The organism is Lentzea xinjiangensis (assembly GCF_900110955.1).
Classification (GTDB): Bacteria; Actinomycetota; Actinomycetes; order Mycobacteriales; family Pseudonocardiaceae; genus Lentzea; species Lentzea xinjiangensis.
Genome location: NZ_FOFR01000021.1, coordinates 133,597 through 150,333, shown reverse-complemented (window position 1 = coordinate 150,333; position 16,737 = coordinate 133,597). Strand labels below are relative to the sequence as shown.

16 protein-coding genes are annotated in these 16,737 nt (G+C 71.4%); 10 read left to right on the top strand and 6 right to left on the bottom strand.

Going from position 1 to position 16,737, the window contains the following annotated elements; genetic code table 11:
* Both BMW88_RS33340 and BMW88_RS43690 read right to left on the bottom strand, forming a co-directional pair.
* A partial coding sequence (locus BMW88_RS33340; RefSeq protein ID WP_143116390.1) for an endo-1,4-beta-xylanase occupies positions 1-673 on the bottom strand: 673 nt, incomplete at its 3' end.
* A 538-nt stretch (positions 674-1,211) separates the two neighbouring features.
* Complete coding sequence (locus BMW88_RS43690) at positions 1,212-3,620, bottom strand: RICIN domain-containing protein (RefSeq protein ID WP_245778224.1); 2,409 nt, start codon at positions 3,618-3,620, stop codon at positions 1,212-1,214.
* A gap of 256 nt (positions 3,621-3,876) precedes the next feature.
* Here BMW88_RS43690 and BMW88_RS33330 point away from each other — a divergent pair, with 256 nt between their 5' ends.
* On the top strand, positions 3,877-4,650 hold the full coding sequence (locus tag BMW88_RS33330) for a FadR/GntR family transcriptional regulator (RefSeq protein WP_089958762.1): 774 nt from the start codon (positions 3,877-3,879) through the stop codon (positions 4,648-4,650).
* A gap of 129 nt (positions 4,651-4,779) precedes the next feature.
* Here BMW88_RS33330 and BMW88_RS33325 read toward each other — a convergent pair whose 3' ends face one another.
* Positions 4,780-4,977 (bottom strand): hypothetical protein, encoded by a 198-nt coding sequence (locus tag BMW88_RS33325; RefSeq protein ID WP_089958723.1) that lies wholly within the window; start codon positions 4,975-4,977, stop codon positions 4,780-4,782.
* Between the two features lie 163 nt (positions 4,978-5,140).
* The gene (locus BMW88_RS33320) at positions 5,141-5,734 is read right to left on the bottom strand and encodes a TetR/AcrR family transcriptional regulator (RefSeq protein ID WP_089958760.1); all 594 of its coding nucleotides are present in this window, start codon (positions 5,732-5,734) and stop codon (positions 5,141-5,143) included.
* An 80-nt stretch (positions 5,735-5,814) separates the two neighbouring features.
* On the opposite strand from BMW88_RS33320, the gene BMW88_RS33315 reads away from it, so the two are divergent.
* Positions 5,815-6,540, top strand: coding sequence for an SDR family oxidoreductase (locus tag BMW88_RS33315; protein ID WP_089958721.1), 726 nt, complete (start codon positions 5,815-5,817; stop codon positions 6,538-6,540).
* On the opposite strand, the gene BMW88_RS33310 is transcribed toward BMW88_RS33315, so the two are convergent.
* Complete coding sequence (locus tag BMW88_RS33310) at positions 6,537-7,526, bottom strand: zinc-binding dehydrogenase (protein WP_089958758.1); 990 nt, start codon at positions 7,524-7,526, stop codon at positions 6,537-6,539. The two genes, BMW88_RS33315 and BMW88_RS33310, sit on opposite strands and share 4 nt — an antisense overlap.
* 128 nt (positions 7,527-7,654) lie before the next feature.
* Between BMW88_RS33310 and BMW88_RS33305 the strand changes: the two genes are divergently transcribed.
* Positions 7,655-8,977, top strand: coding sequence for a metal-dependent hydrolase family protein (locus tag BMW88_RS33305; RefSeq protein WP_218148297.1), 1,323 nt, complete (start codon positions 7,655-7,657; stop codon positions 8,975-8,977).
* 13 nt (positions 8,978-8,990) lie between these two features.
* Here the strand turns inward: BMW88_RS33305 and BMW88_RS33300 are convergent, their stop codons facing one another.
* Positions 8,991-9,896, bottom strand: coding sequence for a LysR family transcriptional regulator (locus BMW88_RS33300; protein ID WP_089958717.1), 906 nt, complete (start codon positions 9,894-9,896; stop codon positions 8,991-8,993).
* A 106-nt stretch (positions 9,897-10,002) separates the two neighbouring features.
* Here BMW88_RS33300 and BMW88_RS33295 point away from each other — a divergent pair, with 106 nt between their 5' ends.
* The 7 genes from BMW88_RS33295 (at position 10,003) to BMW88_RS33265 (ending at position 16,735) form a co-directional block, all read left to right on the top strand.
* Positions 10,003-10,983: a fumarylacetoacetate hydrolase family protein gene (locus BMW88_RS33295; protein ID WP_089958715.1), complete on the top strand. Its 981-nt coding sequence runs from the start codon at positions 10,003-10,005 to the stop codon at positions 10,981-10,983.
* Complete coding sequence (locus BMW88_RS33290; RefSeq protein WP_089958712.1) at positions 10,980-11,933, top strand: cyclase family protein; 954 nt, start codon at positions 10,980-10,982, stop codon at positions 11,931-11,933. Before BMW88_RS33295 ends, BMW88_RS33290 begins: the two co-directional genes overlap by 4 nt.
* A gap of 28 nt (positions 11,934-11,961) precedes the next feature.
* Positions 11,962-13,086, top strand: a complete 1,125-nt coding sequence (locus tag BMW88_RS33285; protein ID WP_089958711.1) for an FAD-dependent monooxygenase — start codon at positions 11,962-11,964, stop codon at positions 13,084-13,086.
* An 11-nt stretch (positions 13,087-13,097) separates the two neighbouring features.
* The gene (locus BMW88_RS33280) at positions 13,098-14,090 is read left to right on the top strand and encodes an amidohydrolase family protein (protein WP_218148296.1); all 993 of its coding nucleotides are present in this window, start codon (positions 13,098-13,100) and stop codon (positions 14,088-14,090) included.
* Positions 14,087-15,025: a VOC family protein gene (locus BMW88_RS33275; protein WP_089958706.1), complete on the top strand. Its 939-nt coding sequence runs from the start codon at positions 14,087-14,089 to the stop codon at positions 15,023-15,025. The genes BMW88_RS33280 and BMW88_RS33275 overlap by 4 nt, the downstream gene beginning before the upstream one ends.
* 4 nt (positions 15,026-15,029) lie before the next feature.
* Positions 15,030-15,962, top strand: a complete 933-nt coding sequence (locus tag BMW88_RS33270; RefSeq protein WP_089958704.1) for a fumarylacetoacetate hydrolase family protein — start codon at positions 15,030-15,032, stop codon at positions 15,960-15,962.
* Between the two features lie 155 nt (positions 15,963-16,117).
* Positions 16,118-16,735, top strand: coding sequence for a dihydrofolate reductase family protein (locus BMW88_RS33265; RefSeq protein ID WP_089958701.1), 618 nt, complete (start codon positions 16,118-16,120; stop codon positions 16,733-16,735).
* The last annotated feature ends 2 nt before the right edge of the window (positions 16,736-16,737 follow it).

Here is a 16,737-nt window from a genome sequence, read left to right as displayed (position 1 = left end):
TGAAATCCCGCACCATGTTGTAGATCCCGGTCGACTTCGGGTTGATCCCATCGGTGTTGTAGTCGTTGTAGCACAGCTTCGCACCCGGATCGGCCGCACGAGCCGCGCGGAACGCCTCCTCGATCCAGTCGTTGCCCGTGCGCTGCAGGTTCGAGTCCCGCCGCCCACCACTGCCCCCGTCGGCGAACGCCTCGTTCACCACGTCCCACGAATGGATCTTCCCCCGGTAGTGCGTCGCGACCTGCGTGACGTGGTTGATCGCCGCCCGCCGCAGCTCCGCCCCGCTCAACGCCTGCGCCCAGCCCGGCTGCTGCTGGTGCCACAGCAACGCGTGCCCCCGCACCCGCTTGCCGTTGCCCACCGCGTGGTTGAGGATCCGATCACCCGCCGAGTAGGAGAACTGACCCCGGTTGGGCTCCGTCGCGTCCCACTTCATCTCGTTCTCGGCAGTGACCATGGTGAACTCCGTGTTCAAGATGTTCACATACGTCGAGTCACCCAGCTTGCCCGCCGCCACCGCCGTGCCGAAGTAACGACCCGACTGCGCCGCCGCAGCCCCCAAAGTCGTCGCCGCATTCGCCGTAGCGGTCACGATCAATGTCGCTCCGAGAGCCGTTGCGGCCACCGTCGCGATGATCGGAACGAGTGACACTGACCTCGATGTCAGTTTCATCTTCCACACTTTCCACGACTTGCCCGAATGCCGGGCGTTGCGAAGTTTGTGATTTGTCGGGACGGCGCCGTACAGGAGTGTGGCACCACCTTGTTCACGCTCACAAGACGACAGTGACAGGTTCCTGTGGAGGTTCGGCTGAACGGACGAGCAAAAGAAGGGAGCGTTCCCAAGACGCACGTCGAATTCGTCGAATGCCTCGTGGCGATGCTGCGTCGAACGGTGAACCACTGAAGTTAGCGTTAACATATGGTCACTTGTGGAGCGCGTCGCCGCAGCTCCGTCGGCCTGGTCTTCCGCTCATTCCGGGCCTGATTCGATCGCCCTGGTTCGGCGCCTCCGATCGGGCTGACCCGGATTCGGCGGCCCGGATACGACTGCTCCGATTCGACTGCTCCGATTCGAGTGCCCCGATCCACCGCCCGGATCCACTCCGTCGCTTCCGCGCGCGGCCGGCCCGCCGCCCGGTCGTTCCGGCGGTGGGCTGGTTGTGCAGGGGCAGTGCGGGCCCGGCGGCAGCGGGCCCGCACTCCTGGGTTCAGCCGCGCAACGTCCACTGCTGGTTGGTGCCGCCGTGGCACGACCACAGGTGCACGGGCGTGCCGTTCGCGGTCCCGTTCCCGCTGGCGTCCAGGCACAGCCCCGACTGCGCCCCGGTGATGCTGCCGTCGGCGTTGACGTTCCACTGCTGGTTCACGCCGCCGTGGCAGTCCCAGAGGATCGCCGCGGTGCCGTTGGCCGTGCCCTGGCCGGACGCGTCCAGGCACTTGCCCTGCACCACGAGCTGCCTGCCGGCGGTGTGGCTCCAGCGCTGGTTGGCGCCACCGCCGCAGTCCCAGAGCCGTGCCTGGGTGTTGTTGCTCGTGCCGGCGACGTCCAGGCAGCGGTTCGACTGGGCGCCGACGACCGCGACGTTCTCCCGGACGCCGCCACCGGTGCCGGACGGCCCGGCGTTGGCCATGACCGCTTGGGCTCCGGCCGGCCAGTTGCCGTTGGTGACCACGACGTTGCCGTTGACGACGTTACCCCGGTCGCCGTTGGTCACGTTGGTGCTGTTGTTGGTCGACCAGTTGCCGGTGAGCGTCCAGTTGCCCATGTTCTCGCCACCCCAGTAGTTCGCGGTCGCCCACGTGCCGGTGGAGGCGAAGACGTTGCCGGTGGCGCGGTAGTACTTGGAGCCCTCGTCGAAGTACAGGCCGAAGAACCCGTTGGTGCGCAGGCAGTGGTTGCCGCTGATCTCCGAGCTCGGGTTCCAGCCGAGCGTGTAGATGCAACCGCCGTCGGTCATCTGCTGCATGACGTCGTGCACGTAGTTGTTGATGAGCCGGTTGCCGGACGCCGTGGTGGGCGTCGAGTACCGGGGCTGGTAGTTGTACAGCCCGCGGTTGGCGTAGTGGTTGCTGCCGCCGGCATCGTTGGCGCCCCAGCCGTAACCCAGGGACAGGCCCGAGTACGGCATGTTGTAGACCTCGTTGTGGGCCACCGTCGCGCCGCTGACGTAAGTGTTCAGCACCGACACGTTGCCCCGGTACTCGATGCCGAGGTCGTGGATGCGGTTGTGGCTGACCGTGATGTTCCTGTTGACCATCCGCTGGTCGCCGGGGTGGTGGGCGTCGGCGCGCACGCCGCCGACCACGATGCCGCCCGCCGAGCTGCGGGCGATCTCCGACCTGGTGACCGTGATGCCGGAGGCGCCGAGTCCCACACCGCTGGCGTGCGCGTTGGCGTCGTTGCCGATCCCGATCGCCGTCTGGCCGAGGTTGAGGAACCGCGAGCCGGTGAAGGTGATGCCGCTGGCCGCCGACACCTGCACCGCGGCGGGCATCTGGGACCAGTGCGGCCGCACCGCCTCGAACTGCGCGCACCCGCTCTGGCAGGAGTTGATCCGGTCGGCCGGCCAGTTCCAGTTGCCCGCCATGTAGGCGCCGGTCTGCTGGTCGGCGAATCCCTGGTTGCTGCTGGGGCCGAGCCACGACGTGCCGCTGAAGGTGATCCCGGCGAACGTGATGTCCCGCGCGGGCGCGTCGTAGGTGCCGCCGACGTTGACCAGTGACTGCACCACCGGCAGCTCCACGGTGACGGTGCTCATGTTCTGCCCGGCGAGCGGGATGTAGTACAGCGCGCCCGCCGCCGGGTTGACGTACCACTCGCCCGGCGCGTCGAGGAACTCGTAGGCGTTCGCGAGGTAGAGGGGGCCCGCCCGGTGCGGCTTGCTGAGCGTGTCGTAGCCGAAGGTGTTGTTGTTCCACGCGGGTTGCTGCATGGTCAGGAAGTTCCCGCTGATGCTTTGCACCGGCGAGTAGCGGTCGGTGAACGAGTTGACGCTCTCCACCTCGACGCGGTTCTGGTTCGCGAGGTTGTTCAGGTAGTTCAGGGCGCTGTTCGAGAACCGCATGCCGGTGTCGGTGAACGTGAAGTCGGCCCGGTTCACCTGCGTCCTGGCGCGGGTGGCGACGGCTCCGTCGACGTAGAGCTGGCGGCTGTCGACGCCGGCGCCGACGTTCGCCCGCCAGACGTTCTTCCCCGCGTCGGCGACCGACCAGCCGGTGACGGCCCTGGCGCCGCTGATGACCGGCCGGGCCGACGCGGCGGCCTGCCACAGCACCCGGTACCCGTTGTTGCCCGAGTCGGCCGCGGTGAACCGCAGTGGCTGCGCGAGCCGGTACACCCCGTCGGCCAGCTCCACGACGATGTCGCCCGACATCGTGCCGGTGCGCGACCGCACCGCGGCTTGAGCCGCCGGCAACGCGCACGGTTCGGCCGCGGTGCAGGCGGTGCCCGTGCCGGAGGGGGAGGCGAACAGGGTGGTGGCCGCAGAGACGGTGGCCGCAGAGGTGGGGAGGGCAGAGGCGGTGGCCGGGGCTGCGGTGGCGAGCGCGCCGATCACCACCGCGGTGGCGGCCAACGCGATCCGCCCGCGCGCGGACGGGGACGAGGACGTGGACAAGGGACCTCCTGGTGTGTGGCTGGATCACCCTCCCGCTGCGGCGTACGGGACAGGACCGTGTCCTTAATGGACAGTGGTGCTGCCGTGGTGGTTGAGGTCGACCACGGTGGCTGGTGCGCCGAAATCCGTAGGAAGTGGTGTGACACCCGCTTCAGGAAACCATCGCGAACGTAACTCGTATGACGTGTGACGTCAATGGTCGTACTTATACTGTCGAATCGCGGTCAACGTGGCTGTGCAGCGCAACGGAGGCACCATGTCAGCGACACGTCCGCAGCCGCGGCCCGGCGCGTCCGCGAGCCCGGGGTGGACGCGCCGGCCCGCCAGCCTGACCGCGGCGGTGACCGCGGAGCTCGTGCAGCGGGTCGTGCGCGGCAGCTACGCCCCCGGCTCCGCGCTGCCCCCGGAACCGGTGCTCTGCGAGACCTTCTCGGTGAGCAGGACGGTGATCCGCGAAGCGGTGAAGATCCTGCAGGAGAAGGGTTTGGTCCGGGTGCGCCAGGGAGCGGGCACCACCGTCACCCCGCAGTCGCAGTGGAACATGCTCGACGAGTCGGTGCTCGCCGCGGTGATCGCCGAGGACGAGAGCCTCGCGGTCCTCGACGACGTGGTCGTCACGCGGCGGTTGCTGGAGTCCGACATGGCGCAGGTCGCCGCGCGCTCGGCCGACCGGGACACCCTGGACCGCTTGCGCGCCTTGGTGGACAGGATGGACGAGCTCGTCGACGACACCGCGGCCTACGAGGAGCACGACCGCCGGTTCCACGACACGATCATGCAGTCCTCGGGCAACCGCATCGCCCGCGGTGTGGTGCGCTCCCTGGAGGGGCAGGTCATCAACACGACCGGGTACCAGGGCAGGAGCGGACGGGAGATGTGCAGGGCGTCCAACGAGGGACACCGCCGCATCTACGAGCGCATCGCGGCCGGCGACGGGTCCGGCGCCGCGGAAGCCATGTTCACCCACATCACCGAGGCGTGGCTCGTGCGTCGTGCCGCCGGCGGGGATCCTGGGCGGCTCACGCGGTAGCGGACGCCTCCGGGTGAGCCGCCACCGCCCGGAAGTCACCTCCGCCGGTCGCACGGAAGTCCACTTCGGACGCTGCGGACGACGGCGGTGCACCGTGGTGATCTCCCCGGGATCGGCGTCTGGTGCTCGTCATGCGTTGAGGACGGTCACCCCGGCTTCCTGACCCGCCTCGCCGCCGTGCAGGCGGTGCCCGGCGCGCTCCGGCCTGACGTGCGGGCCGGCGGACAGCGGGTGGGGCAGCAGGTGGCTCGACGCGGCGACCTCCTCCTCGTCGACGCGCAGGCCGAGGCCGGGGCTGTCACGGAGGACGTACGTCCCGTCCTCCACGTGCAGGTCGAGCGGGCGCGCGTTCCGCGCGGTCTCCCTGCACGGTCCACTGTGGATGGTGGGTCCGGTGGTGTGCGGCGGCTGAGCGGTTCGGTGCGATCCGGGCTGTCGCGATCGTCGCCTGACGGTGTGCGGTCACCTCGATCTGCCGCGGCCGAACCGGCTACGCGGAAGCGAAGATCCCGGCCGTCGCCATCGCCACCCGCCGCCGCGCGGCCGCCTCGTCGTCGCCGAAGCGGTCGACCGCCCAGGACAGCGCCAGTACCAGTTGGTACGCGTCCTCGGTCGTGACGTCGCCGGTCACGTCGCCGGACGCGCGGGCGGCGTCGAGGAGGGTGCCGGTGCGGGTCATGAGCGGGTCGGTGGCGGGCTTCACCGGGGAGGTGTCGTCGTCGAAGGCCGTGGCGAGGCAGTAGGGCAGGTCGTGCCAGATGCGCAGCCGCCAGGTGAGCCGGACGAGCCACTCGGCGAGCGCCTCGCGGGGTGGCCGGGTGCGTGCCAGTTCGTCGGCCTCGGCCAGCGCGGCGGTGATGCCCGAGTGCATGACCGCGGCGAGCAGGTCGTCGCGGGTGGGGAAGTTGCGGTAGAGCGTGGCGTTCCCGACGCCCGCGCGCAGGGCGATGCCGTCGAGTGACGTGAGCACCCCTTCGATCTCGAAGATCTCCCGTGCGGCGGCGAGGATCGCGTCCCGGTTGCGCTGTGCGTCCGCCCGCATCGGTCGCTTCGCGGGACCGGAGGCCTCGCCGGCAGTCGCCATGAACACTCCTCCTTGACTATGTGGGGAGTGTCCCCACATAGTTGCTTCCGGGGACGCTCCCCAGTTTGGAAGGAGTCTAGGTGAACCAGTCACTCGACGGCCGCACCGTGCTCGTCACCGGTGCCAACGGCGGTCTCGGAGAGCAGTTCGCGCGGCAGGCCCTCGACCGCGGCGCGGTGCGGGTCTACGCGGCCGCGCGCAGCCCGAAGCAGTGGCGCGACGACCGGATCAGGCCGCTGACCCTGGACCTCACGGTCCCCGCTCACGCCACCCTGGCGGCCGAGGCCGCGCCCGACGTGGACCTGCTGATCAACAACGCCGGCGTGGCGCCCGCGGGAGACTCCATCGCGGGGCCCGAGGAGGAACTCCGCCGCACGTTCGAGACGAACTTCTTCGGCACGCTGCGCGTCACGCGGGCCTTCATCCCCGTGCTCGCCGCCAACGGCGGCGGGACGCTGCTGAACATCCTGTCCACGGCGGCCTGGATCACGGTGCCGACCGGCTACGCGGCGTCCAAGGCGGCGATGTGGTCCGCGACCAACGCGCTGCGCACGGAGCTCCGCGGCCAGGGCACGCAGGTCGTCGGCCTGCTCGTCGGCATGGTCGACACCCCGATGGCGGCGCGCTGGGACGTCCCGAAGGAGAGCCCGCAGAGCGTTGTCGCGCAGGCTTATGACGCCGTGGCGAACGGTGCGGTCGAGGTGCTGGCCGACGACTCCACGCGGTACCTGAAGTCGAGGCTGAACACGAAGGCCGAGGAGCTCTACCCGTGGCTGGACGAGCAGCTCGCCTCGTTCGTCCCCTAGAACGCCGAGGTGCCGCGCTCGGCCGGCTGGATCTCCAGCAGGGACTTGCCCAGCGTGGTGCGCTCCTCCAGCGACCGGTGCGCCTTCTCGGCCTGTGCCAACGGGTACGTCGCGCCGATGACCGGCCGGATCCGGCCCCGCGCAACGAGTGAGAGCGCTTCCGCGAGGAGCTCCCGCACCAGCGCCGGGCTGGGTGGCCCTTCCGCCAACGGGGTGTCCACGCGCACCTGGCGCTGCTCCGCTGCCATCGGGTCGATGTCGGCGAACCCGTCCGAGGTGCCGTAGGTGAGGAAGCGGCCGCCGGGCACGACGGTCTCGAACACGGCTCTGCCGAGCGGTCCTCCCGCGCCGTCGAAGGCCAGGTCGACGCCTCCGACCGCGTCGCGGACCTGCTGCTGCCAGCCGTCGGACGAGTAGTCGACGGCCAGTTCCGCGCCGAGCTCCCTGGCCAGCGCGAGCTTCTCCTCGCCGCGGGCGGCGGCGACCACGCGGGCGCCGGCATCGCGCGCGAGCTGCACCAGCAGCGAGCCCGCGCCGCCGGTCGCCGCCGCGACCAGCACCCGTTCGCCCTCCCGGATCCCGGCCCGCCGGGCGAAGTTCAGCGCGGTGACCCCGTCGTGCACCACGGCCGCGGCCCGGAGCGGGTCCAGCCCGTCCGGGACCGCGACGAGGTCCTCCGCCGGGAAGGCGATCCGCTCCGCGTAACCACCGGGTCCACGGGCGATCACGTGCCTGCCGACCCAGGCCGGGTCGACGCCTTCGCCCACCGACAGCACGTGTCCCGCGCCGCCCCCGCCCGGCACGTAGGGCGGGTGCGTGGGGAAGAACTCGAGGCCCCAGCCCCGGCGCAGCAGGGTGTCGAGGAAGATCACGTCGGCGGCGACGAGCCCGACCACGACCTGACCCGGTCCGGCGACCGGGTCCGGCACCTCCTCGGCGACGAGCACCTCGGGCCCGCCGAACTCATGCACACGAACAGCACGCATCACAACCACGTCCCCACCTCGACCGGCTACCTGGAGGGGACCCTAGGAGCTCCAGTTAACTGGAGATCAAGTTCACGCTTCCGGGTGGTCGTTGAGCGGTGTGGCGGTGTGGGTGGGCAGCCTGGGGCGTGCCTGAATCGACGGAGTCACGTCGTGGTGATCACGACGACGAAGTGGTGCTGGTGGCCGATCGTGTCTGGGACGGGGTGGCGGAACGGCCGGCCGGCCGGCTGAAGGTGCTGGTGCGGGGCGGCCGGATCGTCGACGTGGGCCGCGAGGTCGACGCCGGGGACGGCGTGCGGACCGTCGACCTGGGCGCGCGGACGCTGCTGCCGGGGTTCATCGACTGCCACGTCCACGTCCTGGACAGCGCTCTGGCCACCGGCTCGGTCGCCCACCAGGCCCTGGCCGCGCTGCCCGTGCTGCGGCAGTTGCTGCACAACGGCTTCACGACGGTGCGCGACCTGGGGTGCGCCGACCAGCCGATCACGGTCGACCTGCGCCGGGCGCAGGCCGACGGCGTCGTCGAAGGACCCCGGCTGGTCGTGGCGCCCAACCTGATCTCGGCCAGGGGAGGTCACGGCGACAAGCAGCCGGAGCTGACCGCGCGCTACGGGATCGAGGTCGGCACGCTGGGCGACGGCACCGCGGAGGTGGTGCGCAAGGTGCGGGAACAGGCGCGCCACGGCGCGGACTGGATCAAGTTCGCGGCCAGCGGCGGCTTCGGGTCGGCGGGTGACCAGCCGACGCAGGTCACCTACACCCTCGAGGAGATGCGCGCACTGGTGGCGGCGGCCACCGACCTGGAGCTGCCGTGCGCGGTGCACGCCGTCAACGACGAGGCGGTCCGGCGGGCGGTGCTCGCCGGGGTGCGTTCCGTCGAGCACGCCAGCCTGGTCTCCGCCACCACGCTCGCGCTGATCGCCGAGCGCGGCGCCTTCCTCGTGCCCACCCTGTACGCCCAGCTCGGTTTCGTCGACGAGCTGGACGACGACGAGCACTGGCGGGACCGGCCCGCCTTCCTGCGGGAGAAGATCCGGCGACACGCCGAAGAGCTGCGCGCCAACGCCGCTCAGCTCGCCGACAGCGACGTGGCGATCGCCTTCGGCACCGACGCCAGCGTGATCCCGCACGGCGAGAACTGGCGCGAGTTCACCTGGCTGGTCCGCAGCGGCATCAGCCCTCTGCGGGCCCTGCGCGCCGCCACCGGCGTCGCCGCGGACCTGTTGCGGCGACCCGACCTCGGCCGGATCCGCCCCGGTGCGGTGGCGGACCTGATCGCCGTCGCCGGTGATCCGTTCACCGACATCACCGCGACCGCACGGGTGGAGTTCGTGATGCAGTCCGGCGTGATCCGCCGGTCGCCGGTCCGGGCCGGCGGGGGCTGGCCGGAACGGCACACCGTGACGCCCCGAGCCGAGTCCGGTGACGTGGCCGCTCGATCGGGATGACGCCGGACGCCGGTCATGAGCCGTCGACCGCCTGGCCCACCTTCCCGACCACCTCGCGCAGCCAGGCGTGGCCCGCGTCCTGGCTGTGCGCCGGGTGCCACCACATGGCCTCCTGCAGCGGCACGGAGGGGAACGGGGAGGGCAGGACGCGCACGCCGGGAGCGGGGGAGAGGTCGATCAGCCGCTTCTGCACGAGCGCGACCCGCCTGGTGTTCGCGACCAGCATGGGCAGCAGGTGGAACAAGGGCACCGACACCTCCACGCGGGGACTGATCCCCAGCATGCTCAGCTGGCGCGTGACCGGTGCGTCATAGGGCCGTTGGTAGACCGCCCACGGCAGCCGCGCGAGCTGGTCGAGCGTGATCTCGTCGCCGATCTCCGGGTTGTCGTCGGCCACCAGGCACACCCACTGGTCGCTGAACACGTCGACCGCGGGGAATCCGTCGATCACGCCGTGGGGGAGCAGCAGACCGTCCACGGTGCTCAGGAGCGTGCCGGGGTTCTCCAGCAACGCGGGCGAGGTCTGGTGGAACGTGAGCTGGACCCCAGGGGCCTCTTCGTGCAGCGCGCGGGCCAGGGGCACGCCGAGCACGGTGGCGCCGTAGTCGGAGCTGAAGAGGGTGAACTCGCGCGTGTCGGTGGCCGGGTCGAAGCTGGCCTGGCTGCTGAACACGCGTTCCAGCACCTCGCACGCGGCCGCGGCGCGGTCGCTGAGCACGGCGCCGAGCGGCGTGAGGCTGTACTGCGAGCCGGTGCGGGACAGCAACGGGTCGTCGAAGTGGCGGCGGAGGCGGGCCAGCGCCGCGCTCATCGCGGGCTGGGTCAGGCCGACGCGCTGTCCCGCCCTGGTGACGTTGCGCTCCTCGAGCAGCGCTCGCAGGGCGACGACGAGGTTGAGGTCGAGATTCGCCAGGTTCACCGGACCTCCGGTTATCCACCGCGTGGATGGAAAGCATCTAGAACATTCATTTCCGTGATTGTTTGACGCCGGTCACAGTAGTCCTCACACCACGGGAGGACACGTCATGGCAACACCCCCGCAACCGGTCCGGTTCGCACTGGGCACCTTCTCCGACGGCGGCGAGCCGCGGTTCCCCGGCCTGGTCGTCGAGGACCGCGTGCTGGACCTGGGCACAGCACTCGCGTGGCGGCCCGCCTCCACCACCGCCGTCCTGGACCGCTGGGACGAGGTCCTGCCGGTCCTGCGCGATCTGGCCGGTGACCGGAACGGGGACTGGCGGCCGCTCGCCGGCCTGCGGGTGCACGCACCGGTCGAGCCGCGGCAGGTGGTCCAGTCCGGCGCGAACTACCGCCGGCACGTCATCGACCTCGTCGTGGCGCACCGCGCCGGGGACTCGGCCGAGACGGAGGAGCAGGCGCGCGAACGCGCGGCGGCGTTGATGGACCGCCGCGCGCGGGACGACCAGCCGTACGTGTTCACGGGCCTGCCTTCGGCGATCACCGGTCCGTACGACGACGTGGTCCTCCCGGCGTGGACCACGCAACCCGACTGGGAGCTCGAACTGGTGGCGGTGATCGGCAGGCCCGCGCACCGCGTGCCGGTGGACCGGGCGCTGGAGCACGTCGCCGGCTACACGATCGCCAACGACCTGACCGCGCGCGACCACGTGTTCCGCCCGGACATGAAGGAGATCGGCACCGACTGGTTCCGCGCCAAGAACGCTCCGGGCTTCACCCCGCTGGGGCCGTTCGTGGTGCCGGCCGAGTTCGTCCCCGACCCGATGGACCTGAGGCTGACGTTGCGCCTCAACGGCGTCGTCATGCAGGACGAGTCCACAAAGGACATGATCTTCGACGTCGCGCGGATCGTCTCCTACGCCTCGCAGACGGCACGCCTGCTACCGGGCGACGTCGTGCTGACCGGTTCCCCGGCCGGGAACGGCATCCACCACGGCCGCCTGCTGCGCGCCGGCGACGTCATGGAGTCGACCATCACCGGCCTGGGCGCGCAGCGCACCACCTGCGTCGGGGAGGAGCGGCGGTGAACCGCGACGACCCGGAAGGCGCCATCGCCGCCGCCGCGCGGAGCTGTTCGAACTGGGGCCGGTGGGGCGAGGACGACCGGCTCGGCACGCTGAACCACCTCACGCCGGACAAGCGCAGGCAGGGAGCAGCGCTGGTGCGGCGCGGTGACAGCTTCTCGCTGTCCCTGCCGTTCGACATGAACGGACCGCAGAAGGGCTGGCGGCGGCGGACCAACCCCGTGCACACCATGCTCGACACGGGCACCGACGCCGCGGCGGGCCTGCAGGACTTCCCCCACGGCATCGGCGGCGCCGACGACGTGATCACGATGCCCTTGCAGTGCTGCACCCAATGGGACGGTCTCGGGCACATCTTCGACCACGGCCGGGCCTGGAACGGCCGGGACGCGGCCACCACCGTCACCTCCCAAGGCGACCTGGTCACCGGCATCGAGCACATGGCGGCCCACGTCGCGGGCCGGGCCGTGCTGCTCGACGTGGGACGGGTCGTCGGTGGTGGCGAACTGCCGGACGGCTTCGCCATCACCGAGGCCCACCTCGTGACCACGGCCGAGACGCACGGGGTGGCGGTCGGCCGCGGTGACGTCGTGCTCGTCCGCACGGGGCAGCTCGCCCGCGCCAAGCGCGACGGCTGGGGCGACTACGCGGGAGGTCCGGCGCCCGGTCTGTCGTTCACGACCGCGGAGTGGCTGCACCGCAGCGAGATCGCGGCGATCGCCACGGACACGTGGGGGTTCGAGGTCCGGCCCAACGAGTTCGCCGAGGCGTTCCAGCCCCTGCACCAGGTCGTCATCCCGCACATCGGCCTGCTGGTGGGGGAGATGTGGGACCTGGAGGCGCTGGCGGAGGACTGCGCCCGCGACGGGGTCCACGAGTTCTGGCTCTCCGCCGCGCCGCTGCCCATCACCGGTGCCGTCGGCTCGCCGGTCAACCCGATCGCCGTCAAGTGACGCCGTCAAGCAACAACGAGGAGCAGCCATGCCCCGCACCGTCCTCGTCCTCGGTGGTGGTACCGCCGGGAACGCGCTGACCGTCCTGCTCCGCCGGGACGGTCACCTCGTCGACCTCGTGGAGGCCAAGCCGGACTGGAACGCCACCGCGGGCTCCGGCATCACCCTGCAGACCAACGCGTTGCGCGTCCTGCGGGAGGTCGGCGTCCTCGACGACGTCCTGCGCGACGGGTTCCCGTTCGACGACGTGCGCATCCTCGACCCGGCCGGCGCGGTCCTCGCGGTGCAGGCGACCGCCCCCATCGGCGGGGCGGGGCTGCCCGCCACCTGCGGGATGCAGCGCCCCCGTCTCCAGCAGATCCTCATCGACGCCGTTCGCGCGTCGGGGGCGGCGGTCCGGCTCGGTCTCACGGCCAGCCGCTTCGACCAGCACGACGACGGGATCGACGTGCTGTTCTCCGACGGCGTGCGGCAGCGGTACGACCTGGTCGTCGGCGCGGACGGCATCAACTCGGCGACCCGGCGCATGATCGGGATCGACGACGTGCCGGTGCCGACCGGGATGGCCATCTGGCGAGCACCGGTGCCACGTCCGGCCGGGGTGGAGCACACGCAGATGATCTACGGCGGACCGTGCTTCATCGCGGGGTGCTGTCCGACCGGGCCCGACACCGCCTACGCCTACCTCGTGGAGGCCGACCGCGACCGGACCGGCATCCCGAGGTCCGCCTACGCCGAGGAGATGCGGGCCCTCGCGAAGAACTACGGCGGGCCGTGGGTGGAGATCCAGGAATCCCTGACCGACCCGGCGGTGGTGAACTACTCGTGGTTCGACCGCCTGCTGGTCGACGGTCCGTGGCACCGCGGCCGCGTCGTGCTCGTCGGCGACGCCGCGCACGCCTGCCCTCCCACTCTCGCCCAAGGCGCCGCCATGTCGCTGGAGGACAGCCAGGTCCTCGCTGAACTGCTGGCCGCATACGACGTGTGGGACGACGAGGTGTTCACCGCGTACCGGGAGCGCCGTTACGAGCGCGTGCGCACGGTCGTGGACGCGTCCGTCCAACTAGGACAGTGGTTGCTCGACGGCGTCCGCGATGCCGACGTGCCCGGCCTCATCGGCCGCACGATGGCGGTTCTGGCGGCGCGACCGTGACGGCGCCCACCGTGGACGTGCACGCACACGTCCTGCTCCCGGAGGTGGACCGCCTCGTGGCAGGGGTCGAGGGGCACGCGGCGGCCCGCGAGCTCGACGCCCGCCGCAACGGTCCCGAGGCGTTGTCCGTCAGCGGCGCGATGGTCAGGGACAGGCTGCGGCTGCTGACCGACGTGGTCCACCGGCTCGCGGCGATGGACGCGGCCGGCGTCGACGTGCAGCTCGTCAGCCCGTCGCCGTCGCACTACCACTACTGGGCCGGTCCGGAGCTGGCGCGAGCGGTGTGGGAGACGGCGAACACCTCCACCGCCGAGCACTGCGCACGGGCGCCCGGTCGCCTGCGGGGCCTCGGGCTCGTGCCGTTGCAGCACCCGGACCAGGCGGTGCAGGCGCTCGACCACGCCCTGGGCGCGGGACTGGCCGGCGTGGAGATCAGCAGCCACGCTCCCGGCCGCGAGCTGTCGGACCCGGCCTACGAGCCGTTCTGGGAGCGGGCCGCGGAGACCGGCGCGATCGTCTTCCTGCACCCCTTCGGGTGCACCTTGGACGAACGGCTCGACCGCTGGTACCTGTCCAACAGCGTCGGCCAGCCCACCGAGAACGCCGTGGCCCTGTCCCACCTCGTCTTCTCGGGAGTGCTGGACCGCCATCCGCGGTTGCGCGTGGTGGCCGCGCACGGCGGTGGGTACCTGCCCACCCACATCGGGCGCGCCGACCACGCGTGGCACGCACGGCCTGACGCCCAGGGCTGCGCCCGGCCGCCCAGCCACTACCTGCGGCACAACCTGTACTTCGACTCGCTCGTCCACGACGCCGGAGTGCTGCGCGAGCTCGTGCGCGTCGCCGGGCCGGACCGCGTGCTGCTCGGTTCGGACTTCCCCTTCGACATGGGGGCCGACGACCCGGTGGCGGCGTTGCGCGCATCAGCCCTGTCCGACTCGGACTTCCACGCCATCCGCGGTGGCACCGCCGCCGCCCTGCTCAACCTGGAGGAGAACCGGTGACCAGGCGATTGCTGACCCACCTCAGGCACGTCGACCTCGCGGTGCCCGACTACGACGAGCAGCGCGAGTTCTACGCCGGGGTCTGGGGCCTCACCGAGGTCGCGAACGACACGGGCCTGAGCTTCCTCGCCGCCGAGGGATCACCCGAGCAGTACGTGGTCCGCCTGCGCAAGGCGCAGGAGAAGCGCCTCGACCTGATCGCCTTCGGCGCCGCGGACACCGGCGACGTCGACGCGCTCGCGGACTCGCTCATCGCCGCGGGCGTGCGGCTCATCAGCACGCCCGGCGAGCTCGGCACGCTCGGCGGCGGCTACGGGTTCCGGTTCTTCGACGTCGACGGGCGCACGGTCGAGGTCTCCGCCGAGGTGGAGACGCGCCGGCACCGCCGCATCGAGGAGAAGGAAGCCATCCCCGTCCGGCTGTCCCACGTCGTCCTCAACTCGCCCGACCTCAACCGCACCCGCGCGTGGTACAAACAGCACCTGTCGTTCGCGCTGTCGGACACCCTCAGCTCGCCCCGCATGGGGGAGCTCATGCACTTCATGCGCATCAACCCGCAGCACCACAGCCTGGCCCTGGCGAGGGGACCGCACACCTCGCTGCACCACATCTCGTTCGAGATGCGCGGCATCGACGAGTACATGCGCGGCACCGGACGCCTGCTGCGCGCCGGTGTCCGCAAGATCTGGGGGCCGGGGCGGCACCTCGCGGGCGACAACACGTTCTCCTACTTCTTCGACCCGCACGGCAACACGGTCGAGTACACGACCGAGCTGGAGCAACTGGACGAGGACGCCTGGCACCCGCACGTCTACGACCTCTCGCAGCCGGAGGTCGCCGACCAGTGGGGCACGGCCAACCCGATGAACGAGCTGGTCGCCAAGGAGTCGTTCAACGACCCCGACCGCGGCTGCTTCGTCGCACCGCCGGTGTGACGCCATGAGGTTCGCGACGTACTCGTACGAGGGGAACGAACGAGCCGGTGTGCTCGACGCCGACGACCTGCTCCACCCGGTCGACGCGGGATCGCTGGCCGAGGTCCTCGGTGACCTGGCCGCCGCGGGCGCGGCCGCGCTCTCCGCACCGCCGGGACCGCACGTCTCGGCGGTGCGGCTGCTCGCGCCGCTCCGGCCGCCGTCGGTGCGGGACTTCGTCACCTTCGAGGAGCACGTGGAGGGGATGCGGGCAGGAGCGGGCGTGCCCGGGCAGTGGTACGCCGCACCGACGTTCTACTTCACCAGCCCGCACGCCGTCCTCGGCCCGCGGGACGACGTGCCCGTGCCGCCGGGCTGCGAACGGTTCGACTTCGAGCTGGAGGTCGCCGCCGTCATCGGGCGAGAGGGCCGCGACCTCACGCCCGAGCAGGCCCGCGACCACATCGCCGGTTACACGATCTGCAACGACTGGTCGGCGCGCGACCTGCAGACCGCGGAGATGGCGGTGGGCCTGGGGCCGTGCAAGGGCAAGGACGGCGCGACCACCCTGGGGCCCTGGCTCGTCACCCCCGACGAGCTCGAGTCCCGGCGGGACGGGGAAGGCCTGCTGCGCCTCGCGCTGACCGCGGAGGTCAACGGCGAGGTGGTCGGCTCGGACCTGCTGTCGAACATGAGCTGGACGTTCGAGGAGATGACCGCCTACGCCTCGCGCGGGACGCCGGTGCGTCCGGGGGACGTGCTCGCGTCCGGCACCTGCGGCAACGGCGGATGCCTGGCGGAGCTGTGGGGACGCGGCCTCGACCGGCCCGCGCTGCGGCCCGGTGACGTCGTCACCCTCACCGTGGAGGGCATCGGCCGGCTGAGCACCACCGTGGTCGCCGGAGGAGAGGCCCACCCGCTGCCGCGCGCTCGCCGGCGGCCGCGGACGAGGCCGTGACGCCGTCCGAGCGACCACCGCGACGCCGGAGACCCCGTGCGCGACTGGTGGCTCCGGTAACGAATTCGGGAGGGGGTGTCGGATCGGGGCGGTGGCGTTCGTAGCACGGGTGAGACCGTCCACCGGGGGCGGCGCCGAGCGGAGGAACCACGACCGTGAAGCTGACGACCATGACCCAGGTCACCCTCGACGGGGTGATGCAGGGAAACGGTGCCACGTCCGACGACCGCAGGAACGGGTTCGAGCGCGGCGGCTGGGCGCGGAATGCGGGGGATGACGAGACATGGGCGTTCATCAACGAGACCTACCGGCGCGCCGAGGCGTTCCTGTTCGGCCGGCGCACCTTCGAGCTGTTCGCCGGCTGGTGGGGGACCCTGGCGGAGCAGGACGTCCCCGGTTGGGAGCCCGTCATGCGGGCCTTGAACACCAGGCCCAAGTACGTCGCGTCGACCACGCTCGCCGATCCGGTGTGGCCGCGCAGCACCGTGCTGACCGGCGACCTCGCGGCAGCCGTGCGGGAGCTGAAGGCCGAGCCGGGAGGTGAGCTGCAGGTGCACGGCAGCGGCGTCCTGGTCCGGTGGCTGCTGGAGAACGACCTCATCGACGAGATGACCCTGATCGTGGTCCCGGTGGTCCTCGGCCAGGGCACGAGGCTGTTCCCGGAGACCGGCCGCGACCTCGCGCTCGACCTGGTCGAGTCGCGAGTGGACTCGAAGGGCGTGACGATCGGGGTCCACCGGCCCGCCGGGCGGCCGCGGTACGCGACAGCCTGAAG